Below are 25,382 nucleotides of genomic sequence, written 5' to 3'. Positions count from 1 at the left end.
ATCGAATGAGTCAGATACAAAAATGCCAGCATGATGCTGGCATTTTTTATTGTTCTATTCTCTATCGCACTGTTAGATAACGCGAGAGAATTGCTGCTGGCGAGCCTTGGCACGTAGGTATTTATCAAAACACATACAGATGTTACGGATCAGCAAACGGCCACGCAGAGTAACGCGGATTTCTTTATCATCGACTTCAACCAAATCGTCGTTGATGAAGGTTTGTAGAAGCTCTAAATCTTCTTTGAAGTAGCGACTAAAGTTAACCGAGAACTCAGATTCAATCATGGTCTTATCAAGCTTAAAGTTACAGATAAGCTGCTTGATCACCTCACGACGTAGAAGGTCATCACTGTCTAGTGCCACGCCTTTCCAAAGTGCATGGCGCAGGTCATTCACCTGAGCGTAGTACTTCTTCAGCTCTTTTTGGTTTTGTGCGTAAGCATCGCCCACCATAGAGATAGCAGAAACACCGAAGCCAATTAGGTCAGCTTCACCTTGGGTAGTGTAGCCTTGGAAGTTACGATGCAGAATGCCTTCACGCTGAGCAACCGCTAGCTCATCTTCAGGTAGAGCAAAGTGGTCCATACCGATGAACTGGTAACCCGCTCCCGTTAGCGTCTCGATGGTATCTTGTAAGATAGCCATTTTCTCTTTCGCTTCCGGTAGGTCTTCGTCTTTAATCTTGCGCTGCGCAGCAAACAGCTGAGGCATGTGTGCGTAGTTAAATACCGATAAACGACCCGGTTTCATCTCCAGCACTTGCTTCAATGTTTCAGCGAACAAAGCTTGAGTCTGCTTTGGTAGGCCGTAAATCAAATCAAGGTTAGTTGAGCGGAAGCCTAGCTCTTTCGCTCGTTGAACCATCGCAATGATGAACTCTTCATCTTGCTCACGGTTAACCAGCTTCTGTACTTCTTTATTGAAGTCTTGCACACCAATACTCAGACGATTAAAGCCCTCGTTACGTAGGTGATCGAGAACATCCAGCTCAATCTCACGCGGGTCAACTTCAATACTGATCTCAGCGTCAGCGGTGAAGTTAAATTCCTCACGCAGAATCATCATCAAGCGAGTGATTTGTGTTTTGGTCAAAAACGTTGGCGTACCACCACCGAAGTGCAATTGAGTCACTTCACGACCATTCAATAAAGAGGCGCGTTGGCGGATTTCATGTTCAATAACATCAAGGTACTCATCCGCTTTATGCGAGTGACGAGTTATGACTTTATTACAACCACAGTAGTAACAAAGCTTGTGACAGAATGGAATATGCACGTAAAGAGAGAGTGGACGCTCAGGATATTGAGTACACGCCATGTCGTAATCAGCGACGGTAAACGCTTCATGAAACTCCAACGCAGTTGGGTATGAGGTGTAACGAGGTCCCGAATAGTTGTACTTGTTTAAGATCTCTTGATCCCAAACGATTTGCTGATTCGTTGTTACTGGCTTGCTCGACATAGCGGTATTTCCAATTTAGATCCGCGAGAACCTAAGGTCTCTCAAATCATTTTACATACATTAAAATATAGACGGGTTATTTTGCCACACGACCAGTAAGGCCGTTCTAAGACAAAATCAATTTTTCAGACAAAAACTCAGAACTGCTAGCTTGATCACTAACAAAGCGTCGGGATTAACGAGACGCAAAAGGTAAGAAGGCTCATTTAACACTATCTGTTAAAGACAAATCGCACTAAAGACAATGAGTCTTAAAAGCTGTATGTCTCAAAAGCAGCGCATCTTAAAAACTGCGCGTCTTGAAAACTAAATGTTAAACAAGCCTCTATATTAAATAGTCTTAGTGACTAGATCATCTGAATGTTGATTTGATTGTTGAGTGGTTTAACCTTCTCCTGCAATCTTTTCAAATCCTCGATGACCGCATCATTCAAGCGAGTCTCTGCCTTATGGCGTGTGAGATTCTGCTGCATGCGTTCTTTCTTGGTCAGCTCCTGCCTTTCATCTCCGCGAGCCATATCTTTTACGATGTGGTACAGCTCAGAAAGAGCAGGATACTCAGAATCAAAATCGACACGCTCATCACCCTGCACATTATCCATAATGATACACACTCGGATACTGATCTCAGGTAAGTCACATTGCCCTTGAATACCCGCTAAGCACAAAGTATTTACGTTTTCGTAAATCGTCGCGTTACGTTTTTCAATGGCTAGTGCTTGATGCTGCTTTTGCAACTCCGTCTGCTTCTTCACTTGAAGTAGAAGGTAACCTGCGTAAGAGCCCAAGCCGAGAATGATAATTCCACCAGCAATTGCTAATAAGGTTACGTTCATTGGCTATTAACCTTTAAAGCTGTCTAAATCGAAATCTTCGAATTGAGATAGCAAGTCTTCGTCAGAGCTCGCTTTCTTCTTAGATGCAACCGGTGCTTCTTCGAAGATCTCTTCTTCATCGTCTTCTGGCTCTAGTAGACCTAAGCGGCCCATTAGGTGTTCGATACGATCAAGTTTCTCATCAACAAACTTCTGTAGACCAGCACCTAGGTTTTCACCATTTTCGATACGATCGAGCAATGTGTTTAGTTGAGCATCATTCTCAAGCATCTCTAACTCTTGTTCGTTAGATAGCTTGCGCTCTTGTTTAGTCGGCTTCTTCACTGGTTCAACGATCAGCGGGATTTTTTTCTTGCTGCCTAAACGAGGGTCACGAGCTTGTGCAGCTTTACGCTGTTTTGCTTCGCTACCATCTGAGTGACGACTGCCAGACTTAAGGCCTTTACGTTTTTTAACACGCTTACGTTCACGACCTTCAACATCAGATTCACTACGGTTACGAGTAACCATAGGTTCCGGGGCGCCAAGTGCTCCCGGTTTTCTTGATTTCTTACTACGACCCATTACTGCACTTTCCTCAGTAAAATTACATCATTTCCAAAAAATTCTAGTTCGAGCTTATCCCGCTCTGCCAAAAACTGGAATGTTTGACGACTAAAGAAGACGACATGTGTCGGGTCATTCTTGTAGTGCCAACCAGCAAACGCATCTACGTCTATTACTAGTTTAGTCATAAGACCAATCCAGCCCTTGGGTTTAACTAAATTCAACCATTGCTGCCACACTTTGTCTGGGTGATAAAGATGCTCTATCACCTCCGTGGCAGTCATAAAGTCATACGTTTTTTCCAACACAGAGGTATCTGGGTGGTAATAGATATCGTACAACTCCATGGTGTGTCCGGCTTCTTCTAACATAATAGATAGCGTAGGGCCTGGGCCACAACCAAAATCTAACCCTTGTGAGTTAGATGAAATTTTGTCTGTTAGTGGATCCGCAATGCGAGATAAAAAGCGGCGATAGCCTGCATCACTAGGATCGTTCTCATGGAGATCATAGTGTGCTTTTTCTTCTTTTGCTTCTAACCTTTGTTCAGGTTTAACAAATACCAGTTCACATTGCTGACACTGCAGATAGGCTCTGCGTTTGTCTTCAAAATAGTGATTCACGCCTTGGTGATGGCATAAGGGACAAGTATACATAGCACATCCTTAAACAGGGATGCGAAACATACCAGAAACTGAGTTTATAGTGGAGTGGTATTGGGTGTTTTTTCATCAAATCAATAAAAAAAGCGATAGGAAAACCTATCGCTCTCTAAATCTGCCTATATCGGCCAAAATTTGCATACTCAACTTGGTACACAAATCTCCATTTGTTATTGGTGCTTTCCATGCCAAATTTGTTTGTTGTTCATCGTCCTGATGAGTTTTGGCTATCCTTTTCTAACACCTTGTTGCTGGGCTGTCCTAGCCTGATCCATTTCTGTCTATACCGTTAGACTAGATGATCATCCATATCTAAGTCAGCTCCTAGCTGATGGCCGTTACTTTACCCGGTTACAAAAAGACTACAAGAGTGCGACTTCACACTTTTGTACACAAATCGATCACACATTGATAAATCAGACATAAGTGTATAATTCATTAATAAAACCAATGCAAAAGAAAACGCCCCGATCATTACTGACCGGGGCGTCTCTTCAATCTCGCTCGAGCGTACATTCCTTGACTCTGGCTAAGAGCAAGAAACCGACAAATTAGTGTAAACCACCAACGTACTTCGATAAGGTATCAATTTCTGCGTCTGTTAACTTTTTAGCTACATCACGCATCATCGCATTCATGTCGTTATTACGGCTACCATCGCGAAATTTCTCAAGTTGAGCCTTGATGTAATCTGCGTGTTGGCCTGAAATCTTAGGGAAACCAGAAAGTTCGGTACCATTACCACGAGGGCCGTGACAAGCAATACATGCCGTTACGCCGCGTTCTGCGTTACCCGCTGTGTAAAGAACCTTACCTTCATCTACTACATTTTCAGGAGTAGAGTTACTAGAGATAGGTAGCGATGCGTAGTATGCCGCTAGGTCAGCCATATCTTCTTCAGATAAAGGCATCGCCATTGCACCCATTACAGGTTCATAACGACCTTGCTTACCACCACTCGTCATACCTAGCTTAAGCTCTTTTAACTGCTTATCTAGGTACTTCTCGTGTTGACCAGCCAGCTTAGGGTACTGAGTGATCAGACTGTTGCCGTCAGCACCGTGGCAGGCAACACATGTTTGTGATTTGGCTTTACCAGCTTCAATACTACCTTGAGCCCATACTGAGCAGCTGGCTAAAAGACTCAAAATTAGCGCTAATTTCTTCATGACATTCCATTATAATTATCAAGCTTCCAGTACCACTCTATGTTGCCACTCATGGTACAATAGGCGACCTTATGCCGAGCACGGTTATTTTACACAAATTCACAAAAAAGTAATCAATCGACTACACAAAGTCGAGATGGAGTTAACAGTGAGCGTAAAAATTCATTATCAAAACACGCATTTCATTACCAGTGCACCTGATATTCGTCATTTACCAGAAGACGAAGGGATCGAAATTGCGTTTGCAGGACGCTCCAATGCTGGTAAATCTAGCGCGCTAAATCGCGTTACAAACCAAAAAAGCTTGGCGAAAACCAGTAAAACACCCGGTCGAACTCAGCTAATTAACCTATTTAAGGTAACGGACGGTTGTCATATCGTCGATTTACCTGGATATGGCTTTGCTCAAGTACCACTTGAGATGAAGAAAAAATGGCAGAAGTCGCTAGGTGAATACCTACAACGACGTGAAAGCTTGAAAGGTTTAGTGGTATTGATGGATATCCGTCACCCAATGAAAGACCTTGACCAACAAATGATCTACTGGGCTATCGATAGCCGTATCCCAGTACAAGTTTTGTTAACAAAAGCAGACAAACTGAAAAGTGGCGCGCGTAAAGCACAGCTACTGAAAATTCGTAACGATGCGAAATCTTTCGGTGGTGATGTGGCGGTTGATGTCTTCTCTTCAATGAAGGGCATCGGCGTAGACCAGCTGCGTGCCAAGATGGATGAGTGGTTCGCACCAGCGCTTGCAGACCAACTGATCGATGAGTTAGCAGACGAAGAACACAACGATTCAGAGTAGTCTCTATATAGAGCTTTATCTATAATTAGAGGCTAAAGCACTGACAACCAGTGATTTAGCCTTATCAATACCCTGCCTTTTATAGGTGGGGTATTTTTTTACCCGAAAATGAGTCAGTTAAACCTAGATCTTGAGAGTTAAAGACAAGATTAATCAGTTAGAAGCGAGAGAAGTGAACCATACTAAAAGACAACCTTTAACAAACTGAACAGTGAGAAAGGAATACTCATGTGGAAAAAACCCTTGGCGACCATCGCACTTATATTGATCTCATTTTCTGGTGCAACGTCTGAATCGGAACAGCCCAAAACCGAGGCCGCTCTAGTCAATGTTGATATGACCTTAGATCTCGATGGCATGGAGAAGTACGCTCAAGAGGCAAGTGAATCTCTCGAGGTGATATCACAATCGTTGCAAGCCATCGTCAACAACCCCAACCTCAGCGATGACCAGCAGCAAGCATTGAATCAAACTGTTGAGAGCATTAATAAGCTTGCCAGTTCAACCAAAACATCCCTCAACCAACTACCGCAAGCCTTAGACAATTCTCGAATCGCCTTTAAGAAAACCAGTCAATTACTGCTAGATGACATCCAAACTAAAATCATTATTGCGCTGGCGGCGGTGATCGCGGTCATTGTTATCGCGTTAACGGCTATCTATCTACTGATCCTTAAACCCATGCAGCAAACATTAGTGAAAGCGGCCCATAACATCTCTTCCATGGCGCACTCAATACAGATCACAGCCGAAGCACTGAAATTCAGTACCGAAAAACAACAAGAAATCATGGATTACATTGAGCATTCACCCACTCAATGCACTGATAAATAAGACGTAAATGGTCAATGAATTATGAGCAATTTGTAAAATAAAAGTTATTTCCAAGAATAAAACAATCCACCTAGAGACGGATTTAAATTACCAATTGCTGATCAAATTCCAGATTTAAGACAAATCAAGTGATAGAGAGAAAGTTTCGACAAGAAGAGAGAAGGTACTAAAAAGAAGCCGATTAACGCGGGAATTATAGGTTGGAAATATTTTTCTTTCGCACAAGAAAAAACGCCCCAGTCAAATACTGACTGGGGCGGCTGAATCAGCCTAATCCAATAACGTGAAACAAAAGGTCTGAAAGATAGAACATCTTACCTCTGTACCCTACGAGATTTAATGTACAACAATTGCTCAGAAATGAAAACAATTTTTGTAGTTTTTTTTCATGAATGTTTTATTAAAACATCCAAATGCTTCTTACGACTCAACTTTATTTGAGACAAAAAAAAGCCAGTGTTTGTGCACTGGCTCATACTAATTTGCTCAATAAGGTCAAAAACTGATTAGTGGGCTTGATCCCAGTTGTCACCGTGGCCAGCTTCCGCAACTAGCGGAACTTCTAGCTCTGCAGCTGATTCCATCAATTGTTGTACTTTACTTTCAATTTCGGCTAAAGATGACTCTTCTACTTCAAATACCAATTCATCGTGTACTTGCATCAATAACTTAACTCGACCATCGCCTTCCGCTTGGATCCACTCATCAACCAATAGCATCGCTTTCTTGATGATGTCTGCCGCTGTACCTTGCATTGGCGCGTTGATCGCCGCACGCTCAGCAGCTTTACGACGCATGCCATTACGAGAGTGAATTTCAGGAAGGTGCAAACGACGACCGTAGATAGTTTCAACGAAGCCCTGCTCTGAAGCAGCACTGCGTGTGTCTTCCATGTACTGCATTACACCAGGGTAGCGCTCGAAGTAAGTATCCATGTAGTGCTGTGCTTCGCCACGAGGAATCCCTAGCTGCTTAGCCAAACCAAAGGCACTCATACCGTAGATAAGACCGAAGTTAACGGCCTTAGCACGACGACGTTGTTCCGTCGTTACATCCTCAATATTAACGCCGATGATCTCAGCCGCAGTTGCTGCGTGAATATCTTTGCCTTGTTGGAACGCTTCCAGAAGCGCTTTATCACCCGATAAGTGGGCCATGATACGCAATTCAATTTGAGAGTAATCGACCGCTAGAATCTTCCAACCATGTTGTGCAACGAATGCTTGGCGGATACGACGACCTTCTTCATTACGAATTGGGATGTTCTGTAAGTTTGGATCCGTCGAAGACAAACGACCCGTTGCTGTCACCGCTTGGTGATAAGACGTATGAACACGGCCCGTTTCAGCATTGATCATCTTCGGCAGCTTATCTGTGTAGGTAGACTTCAGTTTCGCAAGGCCACGATACTCAATGATCAGCTTAGGTAGCGGGTAATCAAGTGCGAGTTCTTGTAGCACTTCTTCATTGGTTGAAGGTGCACCTGATGGCGTTTTCTTAATAACAGGTAGACCCATTTTTTCAAAAAGAATCGCTTGCAGCTGTTTTGGTGAGTTCATGTTGAACTCTTGCTCTGCAATCTCGTAAGCTTTCTGTTCTAGCTCATCAAGACGAACCGCAATCTCTTGCGATTGAGCGCCTAGCAACATGTCATCGATGAATACACCTGTGCGTTCAATACGAGACATCACTGGAATCAGCGGTACTTCGATCTCTTCATAAATCGCTTTTAGTTTTTCATCTTGCTCGATGTTTTCCATTAAGCGGTTATGAAGATGCAGTGTTACGTCCGCATCTTCTGCTGCGTATGGAGACGCCTCACCCAGCTCAATCTGGTTGAAAGTAAGCTGCTTCTTACCTTTACCTGCGATCTGCTCAAACGAGATGCAGCTGTGTTGTAGGAAACGTAGCGCTAGGCTATCCATATCATGCTTGCCGCCAACACTATTGAAAACGTAAGACGCCAACATAGTGTCGTGTTTTATGCCTTTCATCTCGATACCGTAGCGCGCTAGCACACTCATATCGTATTTCAGGTTCTGACCTACTTTCGCTTGTGCGTCATCTTCGAGAATAGGCTTAAGCTGTTCAAGTACCCAGTCACGATCCAGCTGCTGAGGTGCATCTAGGTAATCATGGGCAACCGGTACGTAAGCGGCAACGCCTTCTTCGGTTGCGAATGATAGACCAACAAGGTTAGCGACCATGTAATCTAGGCTGTCTGTTTCAGTATCAAAGGCAAACACCTCTGACGCTTTCAGTTTCTCTAGCCACGCATTAAAAGAGGCTTCATCTAAGATGGTTTCGTAGTTGCTGCGATCAATCGTCACGGCAGACGTATTCATCTCTACAGTAGACGTTGTTGCAGAAGCGCTGCTGCGTACTGATCCAGCTCCCGCTGCGGCAGATTTCTCATCCGCTTCAACCACACCACTGCCGCCTTCAAGTAGCTCGTTTAGCCAAGATTTGAAGACCAGTTGACCGTATAGCTTAATCAGCTCATCCGTGTTTGGTTGTGCTTTTACAAGCGACTCAGGCGTCTCTTCTAGCTCGACGTCGAGTTTGATTGTTGCAAGCTCGTAAGACATCTCAGCGTTGTCTTTATTATCAATCAGCTTCTTAGCCATCGTTTTTGAACCACGGAAGCCAAGAGCGGCAATATCATCAAGGTTTTGATACAGCTTTTCGATGCTACCAATACCTTGTAGAAGGGCTGTTGCTGTTTTATCACCGACACCCGGAACACCAGGAATGTTATCGACTTTATCGCCCATCAGCGCCAGGTAATCGATAATAAGCTCTGGCGGGATACCAAACTTCTCAATCACGCCTTCACGATCCATTACCACGTTGGTCATGGTGTTGATCAGAGTAACGTTGTCATCGACAAGCTGCGCCATATCTTTATCGCCAGTACTAATGAGCACAGGCATACCCATCGCAGAAGCTTGAGAAGCAAGCGTACCGATCACATCATCCGCTTCAACGCCGGGAATAGAGATAAGTGGCAAACCCATTGCACGAATCACATTGTGCAAAGGCTCAATCTGGCAACGAAGATCATCAGGCATAGGTGGACGATTTGCCTTGTACTCTGGGTACATGTCATCACGGAACGTCTTTCCTTTCGCATCAAAAATTACCGCAATACGATCAGAAGCAAATTGACGCATCATGCTGCGCAGCATGTTAACTACACCATAAACAGCGTTAGTTGGGATATCACCATTGCTCATTGTGCCAGGGTAAGCATGGAACGCGCGATATAGGTAAGAAGAGCCATCGATCAGAATCAATGGATTATCAGGAATACGAGCCATAATGTTTGTGTATCCAGTAAGTACAGAAATTATCTGTTAAGAATGCCACGTCTGTTGGTTGGATTCCACGTTGTCGATCTGTATCCGTTCACTCGGTTGTGTTCGTTATAATCGATTTGTTGTTATTTTTTGTTCTTAGACGCAAGCGTTCTGTGGATAACTCTGTTTATATTATTTATCCACCCTGTTGAGAACTAAGGTAAACAACTCAAAAAATACCAATAAACAATTGAAAATAAAGAATAATTTTACAGATCGAACATATGATCAACGATCTTTTCTCGATCTTGCGTTGTGGAAAAGAATGCTGGTGGCGTTTTATTCATAAAAATACGTGCCACTAAATATGCATATTGTTGAATTGGTAGGTATAAAAAAAGCGACACCCGAAGATGTCGCCTAGCAAAAACCGGTAAAGCTATTCAAATTGAATATCACAGCTTTACCTAAAAGCTATAAATTACACTGGAAGCAATGTGAGCAATGTCGTGTCAAAAAGAACTTAGTACAAGTTCGCGAGAATTCTGTTGGGTAACCAAGTAGATACTTGAGTACTTAACATCCTTGTGAACATTTCCTCATTCCCTAAGACGAAGTTAATAATAATGATTCTCATTTAATAGTCAACACTTAAGTGAGAATAAATCTCATTTAATTTATAGACTGTTAACGCCAGTGCTCAAATTTGCTTAAAAAAATGGATTCTATGGTCATTAATGTCTTCTTTTTCTTCAAATTTTTCGATTAAGTAACCGTTTCTTAATAACAGGCGCAACATTGCAGGGAACTGGTTACGGGACTTAACCTTTAACTGCCTATAGCCCTGCTCTTGCGCCCACTGTTCCTGAGCATCTAATTGCGCCTGTGCTACGCCTTTGTTCCTCGCGAGCGGTGACACGCCACCAAACCAGCTGTAAAAAGTATGCTGATCCAATTCATAGCCGATCTTAAAACCGAGCAACACGCCAGATTCTTCAGCCACTAAGATAAGGTTCTTTTTCCCTGTCAGTCGCTCTGAAAGGGAAGCGATACTTTCTTTTTTAGCGAACTCAGAGATCTGTTCGACAACAGACACCACCTCTTCTAACGAGCCTTCACGTACAACAACTGACATCTTATCCATCCTTATAAACGAAAGGGCTGGCACACTGGCCAACCCTTAACTGATCACTTAAGTGAACTCTACACGATTACTTTTCTTTTAAGTGCTCTGCAGCTTGTGCATTGTCTTCTGCAAGCCACTCAGCAACATCTTTAGCAAAGTAAGTAAGAATGCCGTCGGCACCAGCACGCTTAAAGCACAGCAGTGATTCCATAACGGTGTCGCGCTCTTTTAGCCAACCGTTTTGAATTGCTGCTTTGTGCATCGCGTATTCACCAGACACTTGGTAAGCAAATGTCGGCGCTTGCAGTTCATGCTTAACACGGCGCACGATGTCTAGATAAGGCATACCAGGCTTAACCATCACCATGTCGGCACCTTCATTAAGATCCATCGCGACTTCGTGAATCGCTTCATCGCTGTTTGCAGGATCCATCTGGTAGTTCTTCTTGTTACCACCTTTCAGATTCGAAGCACTGCCGACTGCGTCGCGGAATGGGCCGTAATAGCACGATGCGTATTTCGCAGAGTACGCCATAATCTGAGTATGAATATAGCCCGCTTCTTCTAACGCTTCACGGATCTTACCAATACGACCATCCATCATGTCCGATGGTGCAACCACGTCAGCACCCGCTTCAGCGTGTGATAGTGCTTGCTTGATCAAGACTTCAGTCGTCTCATCATTCATCACGTAACCATCTTCGTCGATGATGCCGTCTTGGCCGTGTGTGGTGAATGGGTCTAACGCGACATCAGTAATAACGCCAATATTTGGCACGTGCTCTTTAAGTGAACGTACAGCACGTTGAACCAAACCTTCAGAGTTATGGGCTTCAGCCGCGCATAAGCTTTTAGCATCTTGGTTCACGACTGGGAATAGAGCAATCGCAGGAACACCCAATTTAGAAAGGTAATCCGCTTCCTCAAGCATAAGATCGATCGACAGACGTTCAACACCCGGCATGGACTCGACAGGCTCGCGGCGGTCTTTACCCATCAGGATAAACATTGGGTAGATTAGATCATCCACAGACAATTGATTTTCTGCCATTAGGCGACGGCTAAAGTCGTGCTTACGCATGCGGCGCATACGGCGACCTGGGAATTGACCTTGAATTGAAACAGACACTAGATTCTCCTTGCCTAGTCTAAGCACCGAAATACTTAGATATGAAAAGTGCTAAATACAGGCAAAAGCATATCACTGATGGCTCAGGACGCTAGCAGTAAAATATAAAACCCACTCAAAAACAGGGATAAATGGCAAAAAATGACCTTCTCCTCACACTGCCGTATACTCATGACAACTCAGTAAAGACCGCTTTCAGGACAAAACAATGATCGACACTCATGCTCATATTTACGCGAGCGAATTTGATGAAGACCGCGAGCAAGTTGTAGAGCGCGCACTGGCTCAAGGGATTGATACCATTCTATTGCCGAACATCGATTTAGAATCTATCGAACCAATGCTAGCGACGGAAGCTCAGTTTCCTGATGTGTGCCGTTCAATGATGGGCTTACACCCTTGTTATGTGGATGCGAATATCGAGCAAACCCTCAAAACCATTCGAGCTTGGTTTGATAAGCATGATTTTATCGCTGTGGGTGAGATTGGCATCGACTTGTACTGGGATAAAACTTTCAAGGTTGAACAAGAGATGGCGTTTGTGACTCAACTGCAATGGGCCAAAGAGCTCGATCTACCTGTGGTGATCCACACTCGTGATTCTATTGAAGAGACACTTGCCCTACTTCGTAAAGAACAAGATGGCAGCTTACGTGGCGTATTCCACTGTTTTGGCAGCAGCTTAAAAGAGGCTCAAGCGATCAACGCGCTCGGCTTTCACCTCGGATTAGGTGGTGTTTCGACCTTTAAGAATTCAGGAATGGATAAGGTGATCCCACATCTGGATATGAATTACGTCATCCTAGAAACAGATTGCCCCTACTTGGCACCTACACCAAATCGCGGCAAACGCAATGAACCGGCCTACACAGAATTGGTGGCAAAACGCATCGCCGAATTACGCGGAATTACTCTTAAAGAAGTCGAAAACATAACCACTATCAATGCTAAATCATTGTTTAATTTATAACAAATCTATTAATAAGTAATTATTACGGATTTTTCCTGAATTTATTTGAGAAAGCTAAGTGACATGTATAGTATCAACCACCTGCATATGGAGGTAGTTGATTATGTGTGACCATTCACAGCACTTACAACGTCAACATCGAACTCTATGGCATAAAATTTGGGGCATCAAAGAGCTCTATATATGTCAGAACTGTGGCTATCAGTTAAAGATTCGATAAACAGACATAATAAAAAAGCGGCCCTAGGCCGCTTTTTTATTATGTAATTTTTACTGAAGCATTCCAAATCAAGATTCAGCTTCTTCCTCTTCATCCGCATCTGGCTTACGCGTATAAAAACGTGCGAAGAACAGACCAATCTCAAACAAAATACACATTGGAATCGCCAACAGTGTTTGCGAGATCATATCTGGTGGTGTCAGCATCATACCGATGATGAAAGCACCCACAACAATGTAAGGACGCTTTTCAGACAAAGATTGAGGCGTTGTTGCACCCGTCCAACACAACAAGATAATCGCAACTGGCACTTCAAAGGCAATACCAAAAGCAAAGAACAGCGCGAGTACAAAATCAAGATAGCTTGAGATGTCGGTTGCGAACTCTACTCCCCCTAATGATATGGCCGTAAAAAAGCCAAATACCAACGGGAATACAATAAAGTAAGCGAACGCCACACCACAGTAAAACAGCAATGAACTTGAAGCCAATAGCGGCATGATCAAGCGTTTTTCATGCTTGTATAAACCCGGAGCAACAAAAGCCCACACCTGATACAAAATAAATGGAACCGCGAGAAATATAGACGCGATCAAGGTTAATTTCAGTGGTGTGAAAAATGGCGATGCAACATCGGTTGCGATCATCGTCGCCCCTTCCGGTAGACGATCTACCAAAGGTGCTGATACGAATTCATAAATATCATTAGCAAAATAAATTAGCCCGACAAATATCACTAGCACCGCGACAATCGCACGTAGTAGGCGATTACGTAGTTCTAGAAGGTGGCTAATTAAAGGCTGTGTCTGCTCAGTCGAAGACATGTCAAACCTCTTAAACAGGAAGATCGAAAAGGAGCCGCACACCTATCTATCCAGTTGAATTGGTATCCACTTGAATAGGTATCCACTTGAATAGGTATCGACTTGAATAGCTATCGACTTAAACATCTAGCGACTCAAGTATCCGGCGACTCCTCCTTGCGAGACTATTCGGCTTTCTTATCTGACGGTGCTGAAGCTTCGCTGTTGACCTGAATGGTTTCAGATTCCACAGTTTCCGTGACACTAGGTTTAGTCTCACTTGGCTCATCAGACTCAGGCTTAGCATACGGACGTTGAACCTCAGCAGCGGCCTGCTTGAGTTCATCGACTGACGCTTTAAGGTCTGGAGATAAATCTTCCATTCCCATTTTTTCCGCCTTGCGTAGGTTTTCTTGCAGCTCTTGCACCTTAAGCTCATGAGAAAGTTCATCTTTCACACTGTTTGCCATGCTTTTCGCTTGTCCAACAAACTTGGAAATACTGCGAATCGCCACGGGCAAACGCTCAGGCCCTAAAACCACTAACCCAACGACAGATATTAATACCAGTTCCCAAAAACCGATATCAAACACGATTTAGGCCTGCTCTTTGTCTTTCTTTGTTTCAGCAGTTGTTTCAGCGTGAGCTTCTGTCTTCTGCTGTTCAATATTCTTTGGTTCGAAGTCTGCATCTTTCTTATCTGCAGGCTTGTCTTCATCGCTCATCGCTTTTTTGAAGCCTTTAACCGCTGAACCTAAGTCACCACCCATACCGCGCAGTTTCTTTGTTCCGAATAGCAAAATTACAATTACAGCAATGATTAGAAGTTGCCAAATACTGATACCACCCATTGTCATTGTCCTCGGGTCTGTCTACACATAAAAATATTAAGAGAGTCTACTGTCTAACGACGGTAAGCTCGCCAACTAAGCAACCAAAATGTGACACCTGCGATGCCACAGCCCATAGATAGCTGCTCATAAGGGCTTGAAACTAATATTGCGGAGCATACGACTAAAGTGGCTCCAACGCCAAACAAAAACTTTCCAGTTGCTTGCTGACGCTTACTATCTCGGTAGCCTTGATAAAGCTGATCCATTCTGTGGTTCATCGCTTTACCTTGGCGCAAGCTGTCATAAAGTAGCTCTGGCAGCTCTGGCAGTTTTTCTGCCCAGAATGGCGCGCGCTCTTTTACTGCGTTGATCACAGCTTGCGGCCCCACCTGATTCATCATCCAGGTTTCAAGGAAAGGCTTGGCAGTTGCCCACAAATCAAGTTGCGGATATAACTGGCGACCTAGGCCTTCCACATACAACAAGGTCTTCTGTAGAAGTACCAACTGAGGCTGAACCTCCATGTTGAAACGTCTTGCTGTATTAAATAAGTTTAGCAACACATGGCCAAATGAGATCTCGCCAAGTGGTTTTGCAAAAATTGGCTCACACACCATACGAATCGCGAACTCAAAATCATTGACGTTGGTGTCGTGTGGAACCCACCCCGAATCAACGTGTAGCTCTGCAACCTTACGGTAATCTCGATTAAAGAAAGCCAACAGATTCTCTGCTAAATAGCGCTTATCTTCGCTGTTGAGCGTGCCGACAATGCCACAATCCAAACCAATCCACTGAGGGTTATCTGGATTCTCTGGGTTAACGAATACGTTGCCCGGGTGCATGTCTGCATGGAAAAAGCTGTCTCGGAATACTTGGGTGAAGAATACCGTCACACCACGTTCCGCCAGCAATTTCATGTTGGTGCCGTTGGCTTCTAGCGTCTCAATATCGGATACTTGAATCCCATAGATTCGCTCTGACACCATCAGGGTTTCACTGCTTAAATCAGGGATAACCTCAGGGACATACAACTCTTCACTGCCTTCAAAATTACGTCGCAGTTGAATCGCATTAGCCGCCTCTCGGCGCAGGTCTAGTTCATCAAGTAATGTTTTCTCGTACTCATGAACGACTTCAACTGGTTTCAAACGACGTGCTTCAGGAAGCGACTTAGCGACTATACGCGCCATTCGGTGCATCAGTTTTAGATCTGCATCAATCACCGGGCGAATATCAGGTCGAATGACCTTCAGAACAATCTCTCGACCGCTCTCTTTAAGCTTGGCAGTATGCACCTGAGCGATAGAAGCAGAAGCAAGCGGCTCGATCTCAAAGTCGGTAAACCAGTTATCTAAACTGCCACCCAGCGCCTTTTCCATATCTTGCTTAGCCAGTTGACCATCAAACGGCGCAACTTGGTCCTGCAACAACGCCAACTGATCGGCTATATGAGGGGGGAACAAATCACGACGGGTCGACATCATCTGTCCAAACTTGATCCACACAGGGCCAAGTTCTTGCAACGCAAGACGCAAGCGATGACCCAACTCTTTATCTTGATGCTTGTTCTTAAACCAAAACAGTGACTTTCGCGCCAGCAAAGGAGCTTTAGTCAGTTGGTGTTCCGGCATCAACTCATCAAGGCCGTATTCCAACTGTACCTTGATAATATGATAAAGACGTTTCAGTTCTGTTGGGGTCATGCTTTCTCCAACAGAGCGTTCAACTTAGCTTCAAGACGAGCAGCAGAGCTTTTTACGTCATCAACCTGATCGCAAAAATGTGCCACCTCTAATGGCGCAGGAGCAATCTTCCACTCTTCAGTTAATACCTGAGCGAGGTGGTTTTGATGCTTAGTGGCTTGCTTCGCCACAAAACCACCGACGTTTTTAACGCCTTGGACCAAGGTATGCGCTACGACATCACCCGTCACACGAGATAACCACTCTTCCAAGTCAGGCTTGCAGTCTGTCATCAGCTGAGCAAATTTCTGTGCCAGTTGAATATCACCCTCTAAGATCAGCTTATCTTGCTTGATAAGCTTAGTGATGTTCGATTGCTCACGCAGTTCAGGTAACACCGATAGGTTCAAAGATAGGTAGCAATCAGGCTGCCCTTCGTATTCCGACAACACATCGATTTGCTGGCTGAAAACGAAAGTGAGTGTTTTATTCAACTCTTTCAAATTAACTTGAATGATCTGCCCCTTTAAACGAGACAAACGACGAACCAAGACTGGGTCATCGTTCACGAAAGTATTTAAAGAGGTTTCAATAACCGCGGTTACCAATGGATCAAATGGCATGACTGTCCTTACCTTTGAAAACGGATAAGCCTTAACCTATCCGTTCTGTCTTTATTCTTATTGTTTAGCACGCCCTACGAGCCTGCTACCAAGTTCGACTAGAACTTGTAACCGCGGTGCAGCGCAACAATGCCGCCCGTTAGGTTGAAGTATTTAGTATTCTCGAAACCCGCTTCCTGCATCATACCTTCCAAGGTTTCTTGGTTAGGGTGCATGCGGATAGATTCTGCAAGGTAACGATAGCTGTCTGCATCGTTAGCAATCAGCTCACCCATTTTTGGCAACAGGTGGAAAGAGTATGCATCGTAAACCTTTGATAGCGGCTCAAGTACTGGCTTAGAAAACTCAAGAACCAACAGACGACCACCTGGCTTAAGCACGCGGTACATTGAACGTAGCGCTTGGTCTTTATCGGTTACGTTACGCAGACAGAAGCTGATAGTAATGCAATCGAAGTAGTTGTCTGGGAAAGGCAGCTCTTCAGCGTTTGCTTGAACGTAATGTACGTTGCCAACAATACCGCTATCACGCAGCTTATCACGACCAACATTCAGCATTGAGTTGTTGATATCAGCAAGAACCACGTGGCCTTTTTCACCAACGATACGCGAGAACTTCGCAGTCAGGTCGCCAGTACCACCACCAAGGTCAAGGATACGTTGACCCGGGCGAACGCCACTGCAATCAATCGTGAATCGCTTCCACAAGCGGTGAACACCACCCGACATTAAGTCATTCATGATGTCGTATTTAGCGGCTACAGAGTGAAATACCTCTGCTACTTTCGCGACTTTTTCGTCTTTTGCGACTGTTTCGAAACCAAAGTGTGTGGTTTCTGACTCTACTGCTGAATTTGTCTGCACGCTTGTGTCCATAATGCTGTTATCTACCATGGTAAGTTCTCATCGACAGCGCTCTTTGTATTTAGAGGCGCTGCGGCCGATTAGTTTACTTTATCCTCAGCAGGTTGTCTTTCTACTAAGGAGGCATTTTCTGAAAAAGCCTCATTTTGCGCCATTTCAGCCAAACCAATCGAAATCGGTTTCTTCACTTCAACCCCCAATTGCTTGAAGCTTTCAGCCTGACGAATCACATTGCCCCGCCCTGTGACTAACTTATTCATCGCCCCTTGATAACTTTGGTTGGCTCTATCAAGTGAGCTGCCAAGGCCTTCCATATCATCAACAAACAGGCGCAGCTTGTCGTAAAGCTTGCTCGCACGTTCCGCGATAACTTGTGCGTTCTGGTTTTGTCTGTCGTTGCGCCATAAGTTATCAATGGTCCGCAGTGCCACCAGCAGAGTAGTTGGGCTAACCAAGATAATGTTTTGCTCCATCGCATCTTTAACCAAGCTAGGATCCGCCTGAATCGCCACTTGGAATGCTGGCTCAACCGGGATAAACATCAACACATAATCCAGACTCTGTATGCCTTTGAGCTGATGATAATCTTTCTGGCTCAAGCCTTTAATGTGCGCTCGCAGTGACACCAAGTGATCACGCAGTGCGGCATCGCGTTGTTGGTCGGTTTCGGCATTGAAATAGCGCTCAAACGCCACCAACGCCATTTTCGAATCGACCACCACTTGCTTATCTTGTGGCAGATGAACGATCACATCCGGCTGGTAACGCTTGCCTGCATCGTTTTGCAGATTCACTTGCGTTTGGTATTCGTGGCCTTCGCGTAGCCCTGATTCAGCAAGCACGCGAGCCAGTACCACTTCGCCCCAGTTACCCTGCTGTTTGTTATCGCCCTTTAGCGCTTGAGTCAGGTTAACCGCTTCACGCGTCATACTCTCATTCAAACGTTGTAGGTTCTTAAGCTCGTGCACTAAGGTATGACGCTCTTTGGCTTCTTGGCTGAAGCTATCGTTCACTTGTTTCTTAAAGCCTTCCAACTGCTCTCTCAATGGAGACAACAAACCTTCTAAGCTCTGCTTATTCTGCTGATCGACCTTGGCAGTTTTACTCTCAAACAGTTGGTTCGCTAACAACTCAAACTGCTGCTTAAGTCGAGATTCAGCTTGTTCTAGCAACTGCAGCTTTTCGCTATTGGCGAGGTTTTCTTGATCGTGCCTTGCCTCTTGCTCACGAAGTTCAGCTTCCAATTCAGACTTGTGATCCTTAAGCACATTGATCTCATCAGCGTACTGCTGGCGCTCTTGCTTTACCGCCTCAAAGTAGCGCAGCTTTTCCATCGCAGCCATCACCTTACCGTGCGCCTGTTTGAGCTCGAATGCCGCTTTGTCTCGGTCATCATCTAACTCATTGAGTTCTTGTTGCGCCTCTGCAAGTGATGATTTGAGCTGAGATTGCTGAGATTCATGCAACAAACGATCGGACTCTAGCTGCTGTTCGAGCAATCGCTGCTGAAAAGAGAGCTTCTGTTTAATCCACCAACCCACGACGCCACCGCTGACGAGCGCGCCAGAAATTGCAGCAATAAGCGTTGCCTGATGTTCGATAATCCATTGCATGATAATGATTTAGCCTAATTGGAAATAACTCATTAAATGGTATTTTGATACTGGATAAATGTCCAGTTTGCCGTATTAAAATTCGGCAGATAGACTAGGCGCTCCGTATTCTGTCCCATCAAATTAGAATGAGTTACCATGAACGAACGTCGTGCCTTAGGCTTTGGCCTTTCCGCAGTATTGCTGTGGTCAACGGTCGCTACTGCTTTTAAGCTGACCCTTGCTGAGTTTTCACCTATTCAAATGCTGACTATCGCTAGCATTGTGTCGTCGATTGCGCTGATCGCAGTCTGCGCTTTTCAAGGCAAACTTTCTCAGCTGAGTACAACGTTCCTTTCAAACCCTTGGTATTACCTGCTGCTTGGCTTGGTTAACCCATTGGCCTATTACCTGATCCTATTCAAAGCCTACGACCTGCTGCCCGCTTCTCAAGCTCAAGCTATCAACTACAGCTGGGCTATCACGCTAACCTTAATGGCGGCGGTTTTTCTGGGGCAAAAGATTCGTAAGCAAGATTGGATCGCCTGTACTTTCAGCTATGCGGGTGTGGTAGTTATTGCGACCAAAGGCGATGTGTTAGGCATGCAGTTCGACAGCCCACTCGGTGTGGCACTGGCGCTGCTTTCTACTCTACTTTGGGCGGGATATTGGATTCTCAACACCAAAAACAAGGCTGACCCAGTGGTTGGCGTGCTGCTTGGTTTCTTAGTTGCATTACCCTTCGCGATCGGTTTAACCCTTTACGAAGGCGAAAGCTTTAGCCAAATTACGGCGAAGGGTTGGATGGCGGTGACTTACGTTGGTCTGTTCGAGATGGGGATTACCTTTGTATTGTGGTTATCAGCACTCAAGCTAACCAACAATACAGCACGTATCAGCAACCTGATTTTTGCCTCGCCATTTATCTCACTGATGCTACTTTCAACCATCATTGGTGAAGAGATTCACCCAGCGACACTGTTTGGTTTGGTACTGATCATTGCTGGCTTGGTGATTCAACAGATCAAGTTTTCTAAAAACAAAGCTGCGTAAATAAGAGCCAAAAGACTCGATTGATCGCGAAAACCATCAATTTAGTTACCTTTAACGCTAAACTAGATACAAAAATGGCGAGCCGTATGACTCGCCATTTTTATGTAATTTAAAATCTATGGGAAAACTTAAACCCACTGTCCCGCAGCAAAACCTGAGCTCCAACACCATTGGAAGTTATAGCCTCCAAGCCAACCTGTTACGTCCATTACTTCACCGATGAAGTAGAGGCCGGAGACGCTCTTACACTCCATGGTTTTTGAAGATAAGTGATTGGTGTCCACACCGCCTAGAGTCACTTCGGCCGTTCGATAACCTTCAGTGCCGTTTGGCGCAATTTTCCAGTTCTCTAGGTGCTCAACAATACCACTAAGCTGCTTTTCATTGAACTGCTTAAGCGGTTTGTCTTCCAGCTCTTTACGGTCAATCAACACTTCCACAAAACGCTTCGGCAGTGCTTTCGCCAAAGTATTTTTCAAACTCTGATTTGGGTGCTTCTCGCGAGAATTGGCCAGCAACTCAGCCACATCCACTTCAGGTACTAGATTAATCGAAACCGATTGACCCGCTTTCCAGAACGAAGAAATTTGCAGTACTGAAGGACCAGATAAGCCGCGGTGAGTAAACAGCAACGCTTCTTTGAACAAGGTGCCGTCTTGCGCCGTGATCTCAGCAGGAATTGCGATACCAGAAAGCTCTGCGAAATCTTCTTTGTCTTCTTTATGCAGCGTGAATGGTACTAGCCCCGCCGTAGTCGGCATTACAGACAAACCAAATTGCTCGGCAATCTTATAGCCAAATGGCGTTGCGCCCAGCTTAGGCATCGACAAACCACCAGTCGCTACCACCAATGAGTCACATTCAACTTGGTCGGTATTGAGGTGCATCTTGAAGCCAGCGTCTGTTTTTTCGATGGAGTGAACATCACAACGGTAGCGTTGTTCGACTTTCGCTTGCTTACACTCGTCAAGCAACATGCTCACAATGTCTTTTGCGGTGTGGTCATTCACACAGAACAATTGGCCGTGATCGCGCTCTTCGAACTCAATACCGTACTTGCTCACCATCGAGATGAAATCCCAGTTGGTGTATTGAGATAAGGCTGATTTCACGAAGTGAGAGTTGTTACACAGGAAGTTGTTTGCTGAAACATCGTAGTTAGTGAAGTTACAACGGCCGCCACCTGAGATTAAAATTTTTCTGCCTGGCTTTTTCGCATGATCAACCACCAGCACTCGTCGGCCACGTTTACCAGCTTCCGCAGCACACATTAAGCCTGCGGCGCCCGCACCAATTACGATTACATCAAATTTTTCACTCATGTGGTTCTGCTTTTCTTCACTTTTGCAGCCCGAGTACGCCCTGTTCTCGAAATGCCATCAATAAAAAAGGATGTGCATAAACAGCACATCCTTACTAATTGCTCGCTATTTTAGCGGCAATTTTAAACTTTGCAATTGGTGTTCAATTGTACAATTTGTAGACAGCAGCAAAACCACTATTTGGCTTAGCGAACCAACAACCGTAGTTTTACACCAAAAACTAAGTTCTACTTCACACGTGCTAAATGACTTAGACGATGAAAGAAGCCAGCAACGTTACACCCAGCAGGGCGGAAGAGAGTATGAATAACTTTCTCACACGATCGCACTTCGCAGTAAACACTTCATCGTGATGATGGTGATACTCTTTGCTTTTGATGTAGCTAAACAAGCGAACCTGTTTGGTCATATTGCCATGGGTTGTGAAAAAACCGCCTCCGTCTACTTGTTGATAAAGCAGAGGATGCGCTTCTCGCATAATATAAATGAGCGTTCTTAGCGCAGTAAAATAACGCGCCCAGTTCACGCAAGTCACAACCATTAGTGCAAATAGAATAGTGTCGCCGCTGATCATCCTTTCCTCCCTACATCTTCATAAGAAAACTCAAAAGAAAAAGATAATCAGTGTCTTTCTCGTACTACCTAAACGGCAGGAGCTTCCATAATTGAAGATGAACCATCTTTTGCCAATTGCGCTAGGTCTTTATCAATAAAGAACAGTGCTTTACCGTCTTCACCAACAAGTTCTAGCTTATCCAATACACCTTTAAACAACTTCTCTTCTTCGTGTTGCTCTGCAACGTACCATTGCAGGAAGTTAAAGGTTGAGTAGTCTTGTGTGCTGAAAGCAACGTGAGCCAGTTTGTTGATCTTTTCAGTAATCATCTGCTCATGTTCATAAGTTTCACGGAACACTGCGCCAAGGCTTTCGAATTCGTGTTTTGGTGCTTCAATCGCACCCAGAATTGGCATTGCACCTGTTTCGCTTACGTAAGTGAAAAGACGCTGCATATGTTCCATTTCTTCTACTGCATGAACACGCAGAAACTCTGCTGCACCTTCAAATCCTTTGTCTTCACACCAAGCACTCATTTGTAAGTATAGATTGGATGAGAAAAATTCTAGGTTAATTTGATCATTCAGTTGCTCAACCATAGTTTTTGACAGCATTTAAGACTCCTAATTACATCCTCAATTTTCTCTACTATATCACTATTTAATGAATATCTCGCAGGCCATTAGTTAACCAATATTTTGAGCTGTCATTACGCAAGACAGTGGATATGAGATCACTTCAGCAAAAAAAGCCATCGCATAGTGCTAATCTTTAAACAGACAATGAATAAAGGAGGTAGCGATATGAGTTACAAACATATTTTGGTCGCAGTCGATTTATCAGAAGACAGCAAATTAATTGTGGATAAAGCGGTAGCATTGGCAAAGCCATTGGAAGCCAAAGTCTCTTTTATCCATATCGATATTAACTACGCAGAGCTCTACACTGGCCTGATTGATATCAACATGGCCGAAACCCAGCACAACGCGATGGAAGCGTCTCGTATTCAGCTGCAAAATTTTGCGGAGCACGCTCAATACCCGATCACCCATACCCTCGTTGGCAGTGGTGATTTAAGTCATGAACTGTGTGACACCATCAACGAGTTCAATGTTGACCTCGTGGTTTGTGGTCACCATCAAGACTTTTGGAGTAAGCTGCTTTCTTCAACACGACAACTGATCAACGCGTCTCCGGTTGATATGCTGGTCGTGCCTCTAAGAGATTCAGAAGACTAATGATTTAAGGTTAGGTAACATACAGCTCATATCTTATTAACGAAGTTTTACTATGAGCTATTTAGCTGGTGTTACCCTCCTATGGGCCTTCTCCTTTAGCCTGATCGGCGTTTACCTTGCGGGTCAGGTTGACTCTTGGTTCTCTGTTTTAATGCGTGTTGCCCTTGCTGGCGTCGTATTTCTTCCTTTTCTAAAGTTTCGCGGCATATCGCGTAAGCTGATCGCTAAATTGATGGCGATTGGTGGTATCCAGCTTGGCCTAATGTACTGCTTCTACTATCAGTCTTTCTTACTGCTGTCCGTTCCTGAAGTCCTTTTATTTACGGTTTTCACACCAATTTACGTCACGCTGATTTATGACTTTCTTAAAGGGCAATTCTCTCCGTGGTACTTAGTGACAGCTGCAATTGCGGTATTGGGCGCGGTATTCATTAAATTCGCAGGCATCAACGAAAACTTTTTAGTTGGCTTCCTTGTCGTACAAGGCGCGAACCTCTGTTTTGCTATCGGTCAGGTGGGCTACAAAGTGGTGATGGAGAAAGAATCGACCGAGTTACCTCAGCGAACAGTATTTGGTTACTTCTACCTAGGGGCGTTATGCGTCGCATCGGTTGCTTTCATGCTGCTGGGCAACCCTGAAAAACTACCAACCACAACACTTCAATGGGGAATCCTGATCTACCTTGGCTTGATTGCCTCTGGATTGGGTTACTTTATGTGGAATAAAGGCGCGTGCATGGTGAATGCTGGTGCGCTAGCGGTGATGAACAATGCATTAGTGCCTGCGGGCCTTGTGGTGAATATCCTGATTTGGAACAGAGATGTCGATTTAGTTCGATTGTCTATTGGTGGCGCTGTTATCTTATTCTCTCTATTCGTCAATGAGACGTGGGTGAAGAAACGCGTTGCAAGATCCGCAAGCAACGCCTAACTGCTTTCAATGAGCTGCATGAGTTAGCTCGGATAACCCCAAAAAGCAAAAGAGCGACCTTAGGTCGCTCTTTTTAAATCATCGCGGTAGCAACAAACCATTCAAATCAACTTCAGTGGATGTGATTGTGGCTCACTACCTGAGTCTTGGTTTCAGTGAAGGCAACGTCATCAAGTTGTAGGTTGATGCGTTCAAGATCACTTTCCAGTTTCTGACTTTTCTTAAACAGCTTTTGCTGCTTCTTAATCATCTTCACTAACTTTTTGTTGTATTTCTCTTGTTTCTTTGCCGCTTTCTTCGCACGCTTGAGTTCTGCTTTCTCATCACCACTCGCCTTCGCCATCAGTTTTTTCAGCTTGGCTTTTTTCTGTACTGCTTCTTTTTTTGCAAGATGAGGGGCAATATCAGCAGCGGCTGGATCGAATATTTGCACGCTACGCTCAATTGACTCGTTGATTTCCGCGAGCGATAGCTCAGGTACAGGTAATGTTTCCGCTAACAGGCCGCATGCTGCCTTCTCTTCTACAGGCTTGTTCTGACAACCAAGAGGTGGAATTGCTGTTGGTTTGCATAGATTAGCTTGATCCGCCGAAGAACGAGCACAAGAACGACACACAAACTTAGGTTCAGTAACCAAGCTGTGGATCTCGCCCAAGTGTTCAGTGATATCTCGACGGTTTAACTTACAAAAGCGTTTAGCCATGCTACAACTCCAGCTAAGAATAATAATGATTCTTAGTTAGATATACATCCGTAACGCGACTATCGCAAGTGTTAAATGGCATTTTATCGTATTTATGACGGGAAATTTTCTTAGCGT

25 protein-coding genes are annotated in these 25,382 nt (G+C 44.5%); 6 read left to right on the top strand and 19 right to left on the bottom strand.

Annotated features, from left to right (window positions below; all coding sequences use genetic code 11):
• Positions 1-72: 72 nt before the first annotated feature.
• From hemN to FTW16_RS17275, 5 genes are all read right to left on the bottom strand, one after another.
• Entirely contained in the window at positions 73-1,464 is a 1,392-nt protein-coding gene (gene hemN / locus FTW16_RS17295) for an oxygen-independent coproporphyrinogen III oxidase (RefSeq protein ID WP_060983239.1), read from the bottom strand.
• Positions 1,465-1,811: 347 nt separating this feature from the next.
• A complete protein-coding gene (locus FTW16_RS17290; RefSeq protein WP_060983240.1) occupies positions 1,812-2,300 on the bottom strand; it encodes a DUF2489 domain-containing protein in 489 nt (162 codons plus the stop codon).
• Between the two features lie 6 nt (positions 2,301-2,306).
• Complete coding sequence (gene yihI / locus FTW16_RS17285; protein WP_060983241.1) at positions 2,307-2,864, bottom strand: Der GTPase-activating protein YihI; 558 nt, start codon at positions 2,862-2,864, stop codon at positions 2,307-2,309.
• Positions 2,864-3,502 (bottom strand): class I SAM-dependent methyltransferase, encoded by a 639-nt coding sequence (locus tag FTW16_RS17280; protein ID WP_048612436.1) that lies wholly within the window; start codon positions 3,500-3,502, stop codon positions 2,864-2,866. The genes yihI and FTW16_RS17280 overlap by 1 nt, the downstream gene beginning before the upstream one ends.
• A 557-nt stretch (positions 3,503-4,059) precedes the next feature.
• A complete protein-coding gene (locus tag FTW16_RS17275; RefSeq protein WP_060983242.1) occupies positions 4,060-4,677 on the bottom strand; it encodes a c-type cytochrome in 618 nt (205 codons plus the stop codon).
• 148 nt (positions 4,678-4,825) lie between these two features.
• Here FTW16_RS17275 and yihA point away from each other — a divergent pair, with 148 nt between their 5' ends.
• Together yihA and FTW16_RS17265 are read left to right on the top strand one after the other, a co-directional pair.
• Complete coding sequence (gene yihA, locus FTW16_RS17270; RefSeq protein ID WP_017631972.1) at positions 4,826-5,485, top strand: ribosome biogenesis GTP-binding protein YihA/YsxC; 660 nt, start codon at positions 4,826-4,828, stop codon at positions 5,483-5,485.
• A 228-nt stretch (positions 5,486-5,713) separates the two neighbouring features.
• Positions 5,714-6,319: a GTP-binding protein gene (locus FTW16_RS17265; protein ID WP_146491965.1), complete on the top strand. Its 606-nt coding sequence runs from the start codon at positions 5,714-5,716 to the stop codon at positions 6,317-6,319.
• Between the two features lie 506 nt (positions 6,320-6,825).
• Here FTW16_RS17265 and polA read toward each other — a convergent pair.
• The 3 genes from polA to hemB form a co-directional block, all read right to left on the bottom strand.
• Positions 6,826-9,639 carry a DNA polymerase I gene (gene polA, locus FTW16_RS17260; protein ID WP_146491964.1) on the bottom strand — a complete coding sequence of 938 codons (2,814 nt, stop codon included), beginning with the start codon at positions 9,637-9,639 and terminating at the stop codon, positions 6,826-6,828.
• A gap of 679 nt (positions 9,640-10,318) precedes the next feature.
• Positions 10,319-10,753, bottom strand: coding sequence for a GNAT family N-acetyltransferase (locus FTW16_RS17255; protein WP_146491963.1), 435 nt, complete (start codon positions 10,751-10,753; stop codon positions 10,319-10,321).
• Between the two features lie 76 nt (positions 10,754-10,829).
• Positions 10,830-11,873: a porphobilinogen synthase gene (gene hemB, locus FTW16_RS17250; RefSeq protein ID WP_146491962.1), complete on the bottom strand. Its 1,044-nt coding sequence runs from the start codon at positions 11,871-11,873 to the stop codon at positions 10,830-10,832.
• 208 nt (positions 11,874-12,081) lie between these two features.
• Between hemB and FTW16_RS17245 the strand changes: the two genes are divergently transcribed.
• Positions 12,082-12,843: a TatD family hydrolase gene (locus tag FTW16_RS17245; RefSeq protein WP_146491961.1), complete on the top strand. Its 762-nt coding sequence runs from the start codon at positions 12,082-12,084 to the stop codon at positions 12,841-12,843.
• A gap of 288 nt (positions 12,844-13,131) precedes the next feature.
• Here FTW16_RS17245 and tatC read toward each other — a convergent pair whose 3' ends face one another.
• The 7 genes from tatC to rmuC form a co-directional block, all read right to left on the bottom strand.
• Positions 13,132-13,887, bottom strand: a complete 756-nt coding sequence (tatC, locus tag FTW16_RS17240) for a twin-arginine translocase subunit TatC (RefSeq protein ID WP_017060156.1) — start codon at positions 13,885-13,887, stop codon at positions 13,132-13,134.
• Positions 13,888-14,051: 164 nt separating this feature from the next.
• The gene (gene tatB, locus FTW16_RS17235) at positions 14,052-14,459 is read right to left on the bottom strand and encodes a Sec-independent protein translocase protein TatB (protein ID WP_146491960.1); all 408 of its coding nucleotides are present in this window, start codon (positions 14,457-14,459) and stop codon (positions 14,052-14,054) included.
• A gap of 3 nt (positions 14,460-14,462) precedes the next feature.
• Positions 14,463-14,717 (bottom strand): Sec-independent protein translocase subunit TatA, encoded by a 255-nt coding sequence (tatA, locus tag FTW16_RS17230; protein ID WP_017060154.1) that lies wholly within the window; start codon positions 14,715-14,717, stop codon positions 14,463-14,465.
• Between the two features lie 53 nt (positions 14,718-14,770).
• Positions 14,771-16,405, bottom strand: a complete 1,635-nt coding sequence (gene ubiB / locus FTW16_RS17225; protein ID WP_146491959.1) for a ubiquinone biosynthesis regulatory protein kinase UbiB — start codon at positions 16,403-16,405, stop codon at positions 14,771-14,773.
• Positions 16,402-17,007 (bottom strand): SCP2 domain-containing protein, encoded by a 606-nt coding sequence (locus FTW16_RS17220; protein ID WP_146491958.1) that lies wholly within the window; start codon positions 17,005-17,007, stop codon positions 16,402-16,404. The genes ubiB and FTW16_RS17220 overlap by 4 nt, the downstream gene beginning before the upstream one ends.
• A gap of 98 nt (positions 17,008-17,105) precedes the next feature.
• Positions 17,106-17,885 (bottom strand): bifunctional demethylmenaquinone methyltransferase/2-methoxy-6-polyprenyl-1,4-benzoquinol methylase UbiE, encoded by a 780-nt coding sequence (ubiE, locus tag FTW16_RS17215; RefSeq protein WP_026012235.1) that lies wholly within the window; start codon positions 17,883-17,885, stop codon positions 17,106-17,108.
• 65 nt (positions 17,886-17,950) lie between these two features.
• Entirely contained in the window at positions 17,951-19,483 is a 1,533-nt protein-coding gene (rmuC, locus tag FTW16_RS17210; RefSeq protein ID WP_146491957.1) for a DNA recombination protein RmuC, read from the bottom strand.
• Between the two features lie 138 nt (positions 19,484-19,621).
• Between rmuC and FTW16_RS17205 the strand changes: the two genes are divergently transcribed.
• Entirely contained in the window at positions 19,622-20,515 is an 894-nt protein-coding gene (locus FTW16_RS17205; RefSeq protein WP_048607574.1) for a DMT family transporter, read from the top strand.
• 128 nt (positions 20,516-20,643) lie between these two features.
• On the opposite strand, the gene FTW16_RS17200 is transcribed toward FTW16_RS17205, so the two are convergent.
• From FTW16_RS17200 to ftnA, 3 genes are all read right to left on the bottom strand, one after another.
• Positions 20,644-21,837: an NAD(P)/FAD-dependent oxidoreductase gene (locus FTW16_RS17200; protein WP_146491956.1), complete on the bottom strand. Its 1,194-nt coding sequence runs from the start codon at positions 21,835-21,837 to the stop codon at positions 20,644-20,646.
• A gap of 250 nt (positions 21,838-22,087) precedes the next feature.
• Entirely contained in the window at positions 22,088-22,411 is a 324-nt protein-coding gene (uspB, locus tag FTW16_RS17195) for a universal stress protein UspB (RefSeq protein ID WP_146491955.1), read from the bottom strand.
• A 68-nt stretch (positions 22,412-22,479) separates the two neighbouring features.
• Entirely contained in the window at positions 22,480-23,007 is a 528-nt protein-coding gene (gene ftnA, locus FTW16_RS17190; RefSeq protein ID WP_017066029.1) for a non-heme ferritin, read from the bottom strand.
• Between the two features lie 189 nt (positions 23,008-23,196).
• On the opposite strand from ftnA, the gene uspA reads away from it, so the two are divergent.
• Together uspA and FTW16_RS17180 are read left to right on the top strand one after the other, a co-directional pair.
• Positions 23,197-23,631, top strand: coding sequence for a universal stress protein UspA (gene uspA / locus FTW16_RS17185; RefSeq protein ID WP_017060149.1), 435 nt, complete (start codon positions 23,197-23,199; stop codon positions 23,629-23,631).
• Positions 23,632-23,683: 52 nt separating this feature from the next.
• Positions 23,684-24,562 (top strand): carboxylate/amino acid/amine transporter, encoded by an 879-nt coding sequence (locus tag FTW16_RS17180; RefSeq protein WP_146491954.1) that lies wholly within the window; start codon positions 23,684-23,686, stop codon positions 24,560-24,562.
• A gap of 112 nt (positions 24,563-24,674) precedes the next feature.
• Here FTW16_RS17180 and FTW16_RS17175 read toward each other — a convergent pair whose 3' ends face one another.
• Positions 24,675-25,265 (bottom strand): hypothetical protein, encoded by a 591-nt coding sequence (locus tag FTW16_RS17175; RefSeq protein ID WP_146491953.1) that lies wholly within the window; start codon positions 25,263-25,265, stop codon positions 24,675-24,677.
• Positions 25,266-25,382 lie beyond the last annotated feature (117 nt).

The sequence above is a fragment of the Vibrio sp. T20 genome (genome assembly GCF_007858795.1).
Taxonomy (GTDB): Bacteria; Pseudomonadota; Gammaproteobacteria; order Enterobacterales; family Vibrionaceae; genus Vibrio; species Vibrio satsumensis.
Note: the sequence above shows the minus strand (reverse complement) of the source record. Positions and strands in the feature narration are given on the sequence as shown.

Bases quoted from the DNA above. Each gene is read 5' to 3' on its own strand.
- hemN (WP_060983239.1), bottom strand. From the start codon at position 1,464: ATGTCGAGCAAGCCAGTAACAACGAATCAGCAAATCGTTTGGGATCAA.
- FTW16_RS17290 (WP_060983240.1), bottom strand. From the start codon at position 2,300: ATGAACGTAACCTTATTAGCAATTGCTGGTGGAATTATCATTCTCGGC.
- yihI (WP_060983241.1), bottom strand. From the start codon at position 2,864: ATGGGTCGTAGTAAGAAATCAAGAAAACCGGGAGCACTTGGCGCCCCG.
- FTW16_RS17280 (WP_048612436.1), bottom strand. From the start codon at position 3,502: ATGTATACTTGTCCCTTATGCCATCACCAAGGCGTGAATCACTATTTT.
- FTW16_RS17275 (WP_060983242.1), bottom strand. From the start codon at position 4,677: ATGAAGAAATTAGCGCTAATTTTGAGTCTTTTAGCCAGCTGCTCAGTA.
- FTW16_RS17265 (WP_146491965.1), top strand. From the start codon at position 5,714: ATGTGGAAAAAACCCTTGGCGACCATCGCACTTATATTGATCTCATTT.
- polA (WP_146491964.1), bottom strand. From the start codon at position 9,639: ATGGCTCGTATTCCTGATAATCCATTGATTCTGATCGATGGCTCTTCT.
- FTW16_RS17255 (WP_146491963.1), bottom strand. From the start codon at position 10,753: ATGTCAGTTGTTGTACGTGAAGGCTCGTTAGAAGAGGTGGTGTCTGTT.
- FTW16_RS17245 (WP_146491961.1), top strand. From the start codon at position 12,082: ATGATCGACACTCATGCTCATATTTACGCGAGCGAATTTGATGAAGAC.
- tatC (WP_017060156.1), bottom strand. From the start codon at position 13,887: ATGTCTTCGACTGAGCAGACACAGCCTTTAATTAGCCACCTTCTAGAA.
- tatA (WP_017060154.1), bottom strand. From the start codon at position 14,717: ATGGGTGGTATCAGTATTTGGCAACTTCTAATCATTGCTGTAATTGTA.
- ubiB (WP_146491959.1), bottom strand. From the start codon at position 16,405: ATGACCCCAACAGAACTGAAACGTCTTTATCATATTATCAAGGTACAG.
- FTW16_RS17220 (WP_146491958.1), bottom strand. From the start codon at position 17,007: ATGCCATTTGATCCATTGGTAACCGCGGTTATTGAAACCTCTTTAAAT.
- rmuC (WP_146491957.1), bottom strand. From the start codon at position 19,483: ATGCAATGGATTATCGAACATCAGGCAACGCTTATTGCTGCAATTTCT.
- FTW16_RS17205 (WP_048607574.1), top strand. From the start codon at position 19,622: ATGAACGAACGTCGTGCCTTAGGCTTTGGCCTTTCCGCAGTATTGCTG.
- FTW16_RS17200 (WP_146491956.1), bottom strand. From the start codon at position 21,837: ATGAGTGAAAAATTTGATGTAATCGTAATTGGTGCGGGCGCCGCAGGC.
- uspB (WP_146491955.1), bottom strand. From the start codon at position 22,411: ATGATCAGCGGCGACACTATTCTATTTGCACTAATGGTTGTGACTTGC.
- ftnA (WP_017066029.1), bottom strand. From the start codon at position 23,007: ATGCTGTCAAAAACTATGGTTGAGCAACTGAATGATCAAATTAACCTA.
- uspA (WP_017060149.1), top strand. From the start codon at position 23,197: ATGAGTTACAAACATATTTTGGTCGCAGTCGATTTATCAGAAGACAGC.
- FTW16_RS17180 (WP_146491954.1), top strand. From the start codon at position 23,684: ATGAGCTATTTAGCTGGTGTTACCCTCCTATGGGCCTTCTCCTTTAGC.
- FTW16_RS17175 (WP_146491953.1), bottom strand. From the start codon at position 25,265: ATGGCTAAACGCTTTTGTAAGTTAAACCGTCGAGATATCACTGAACAC.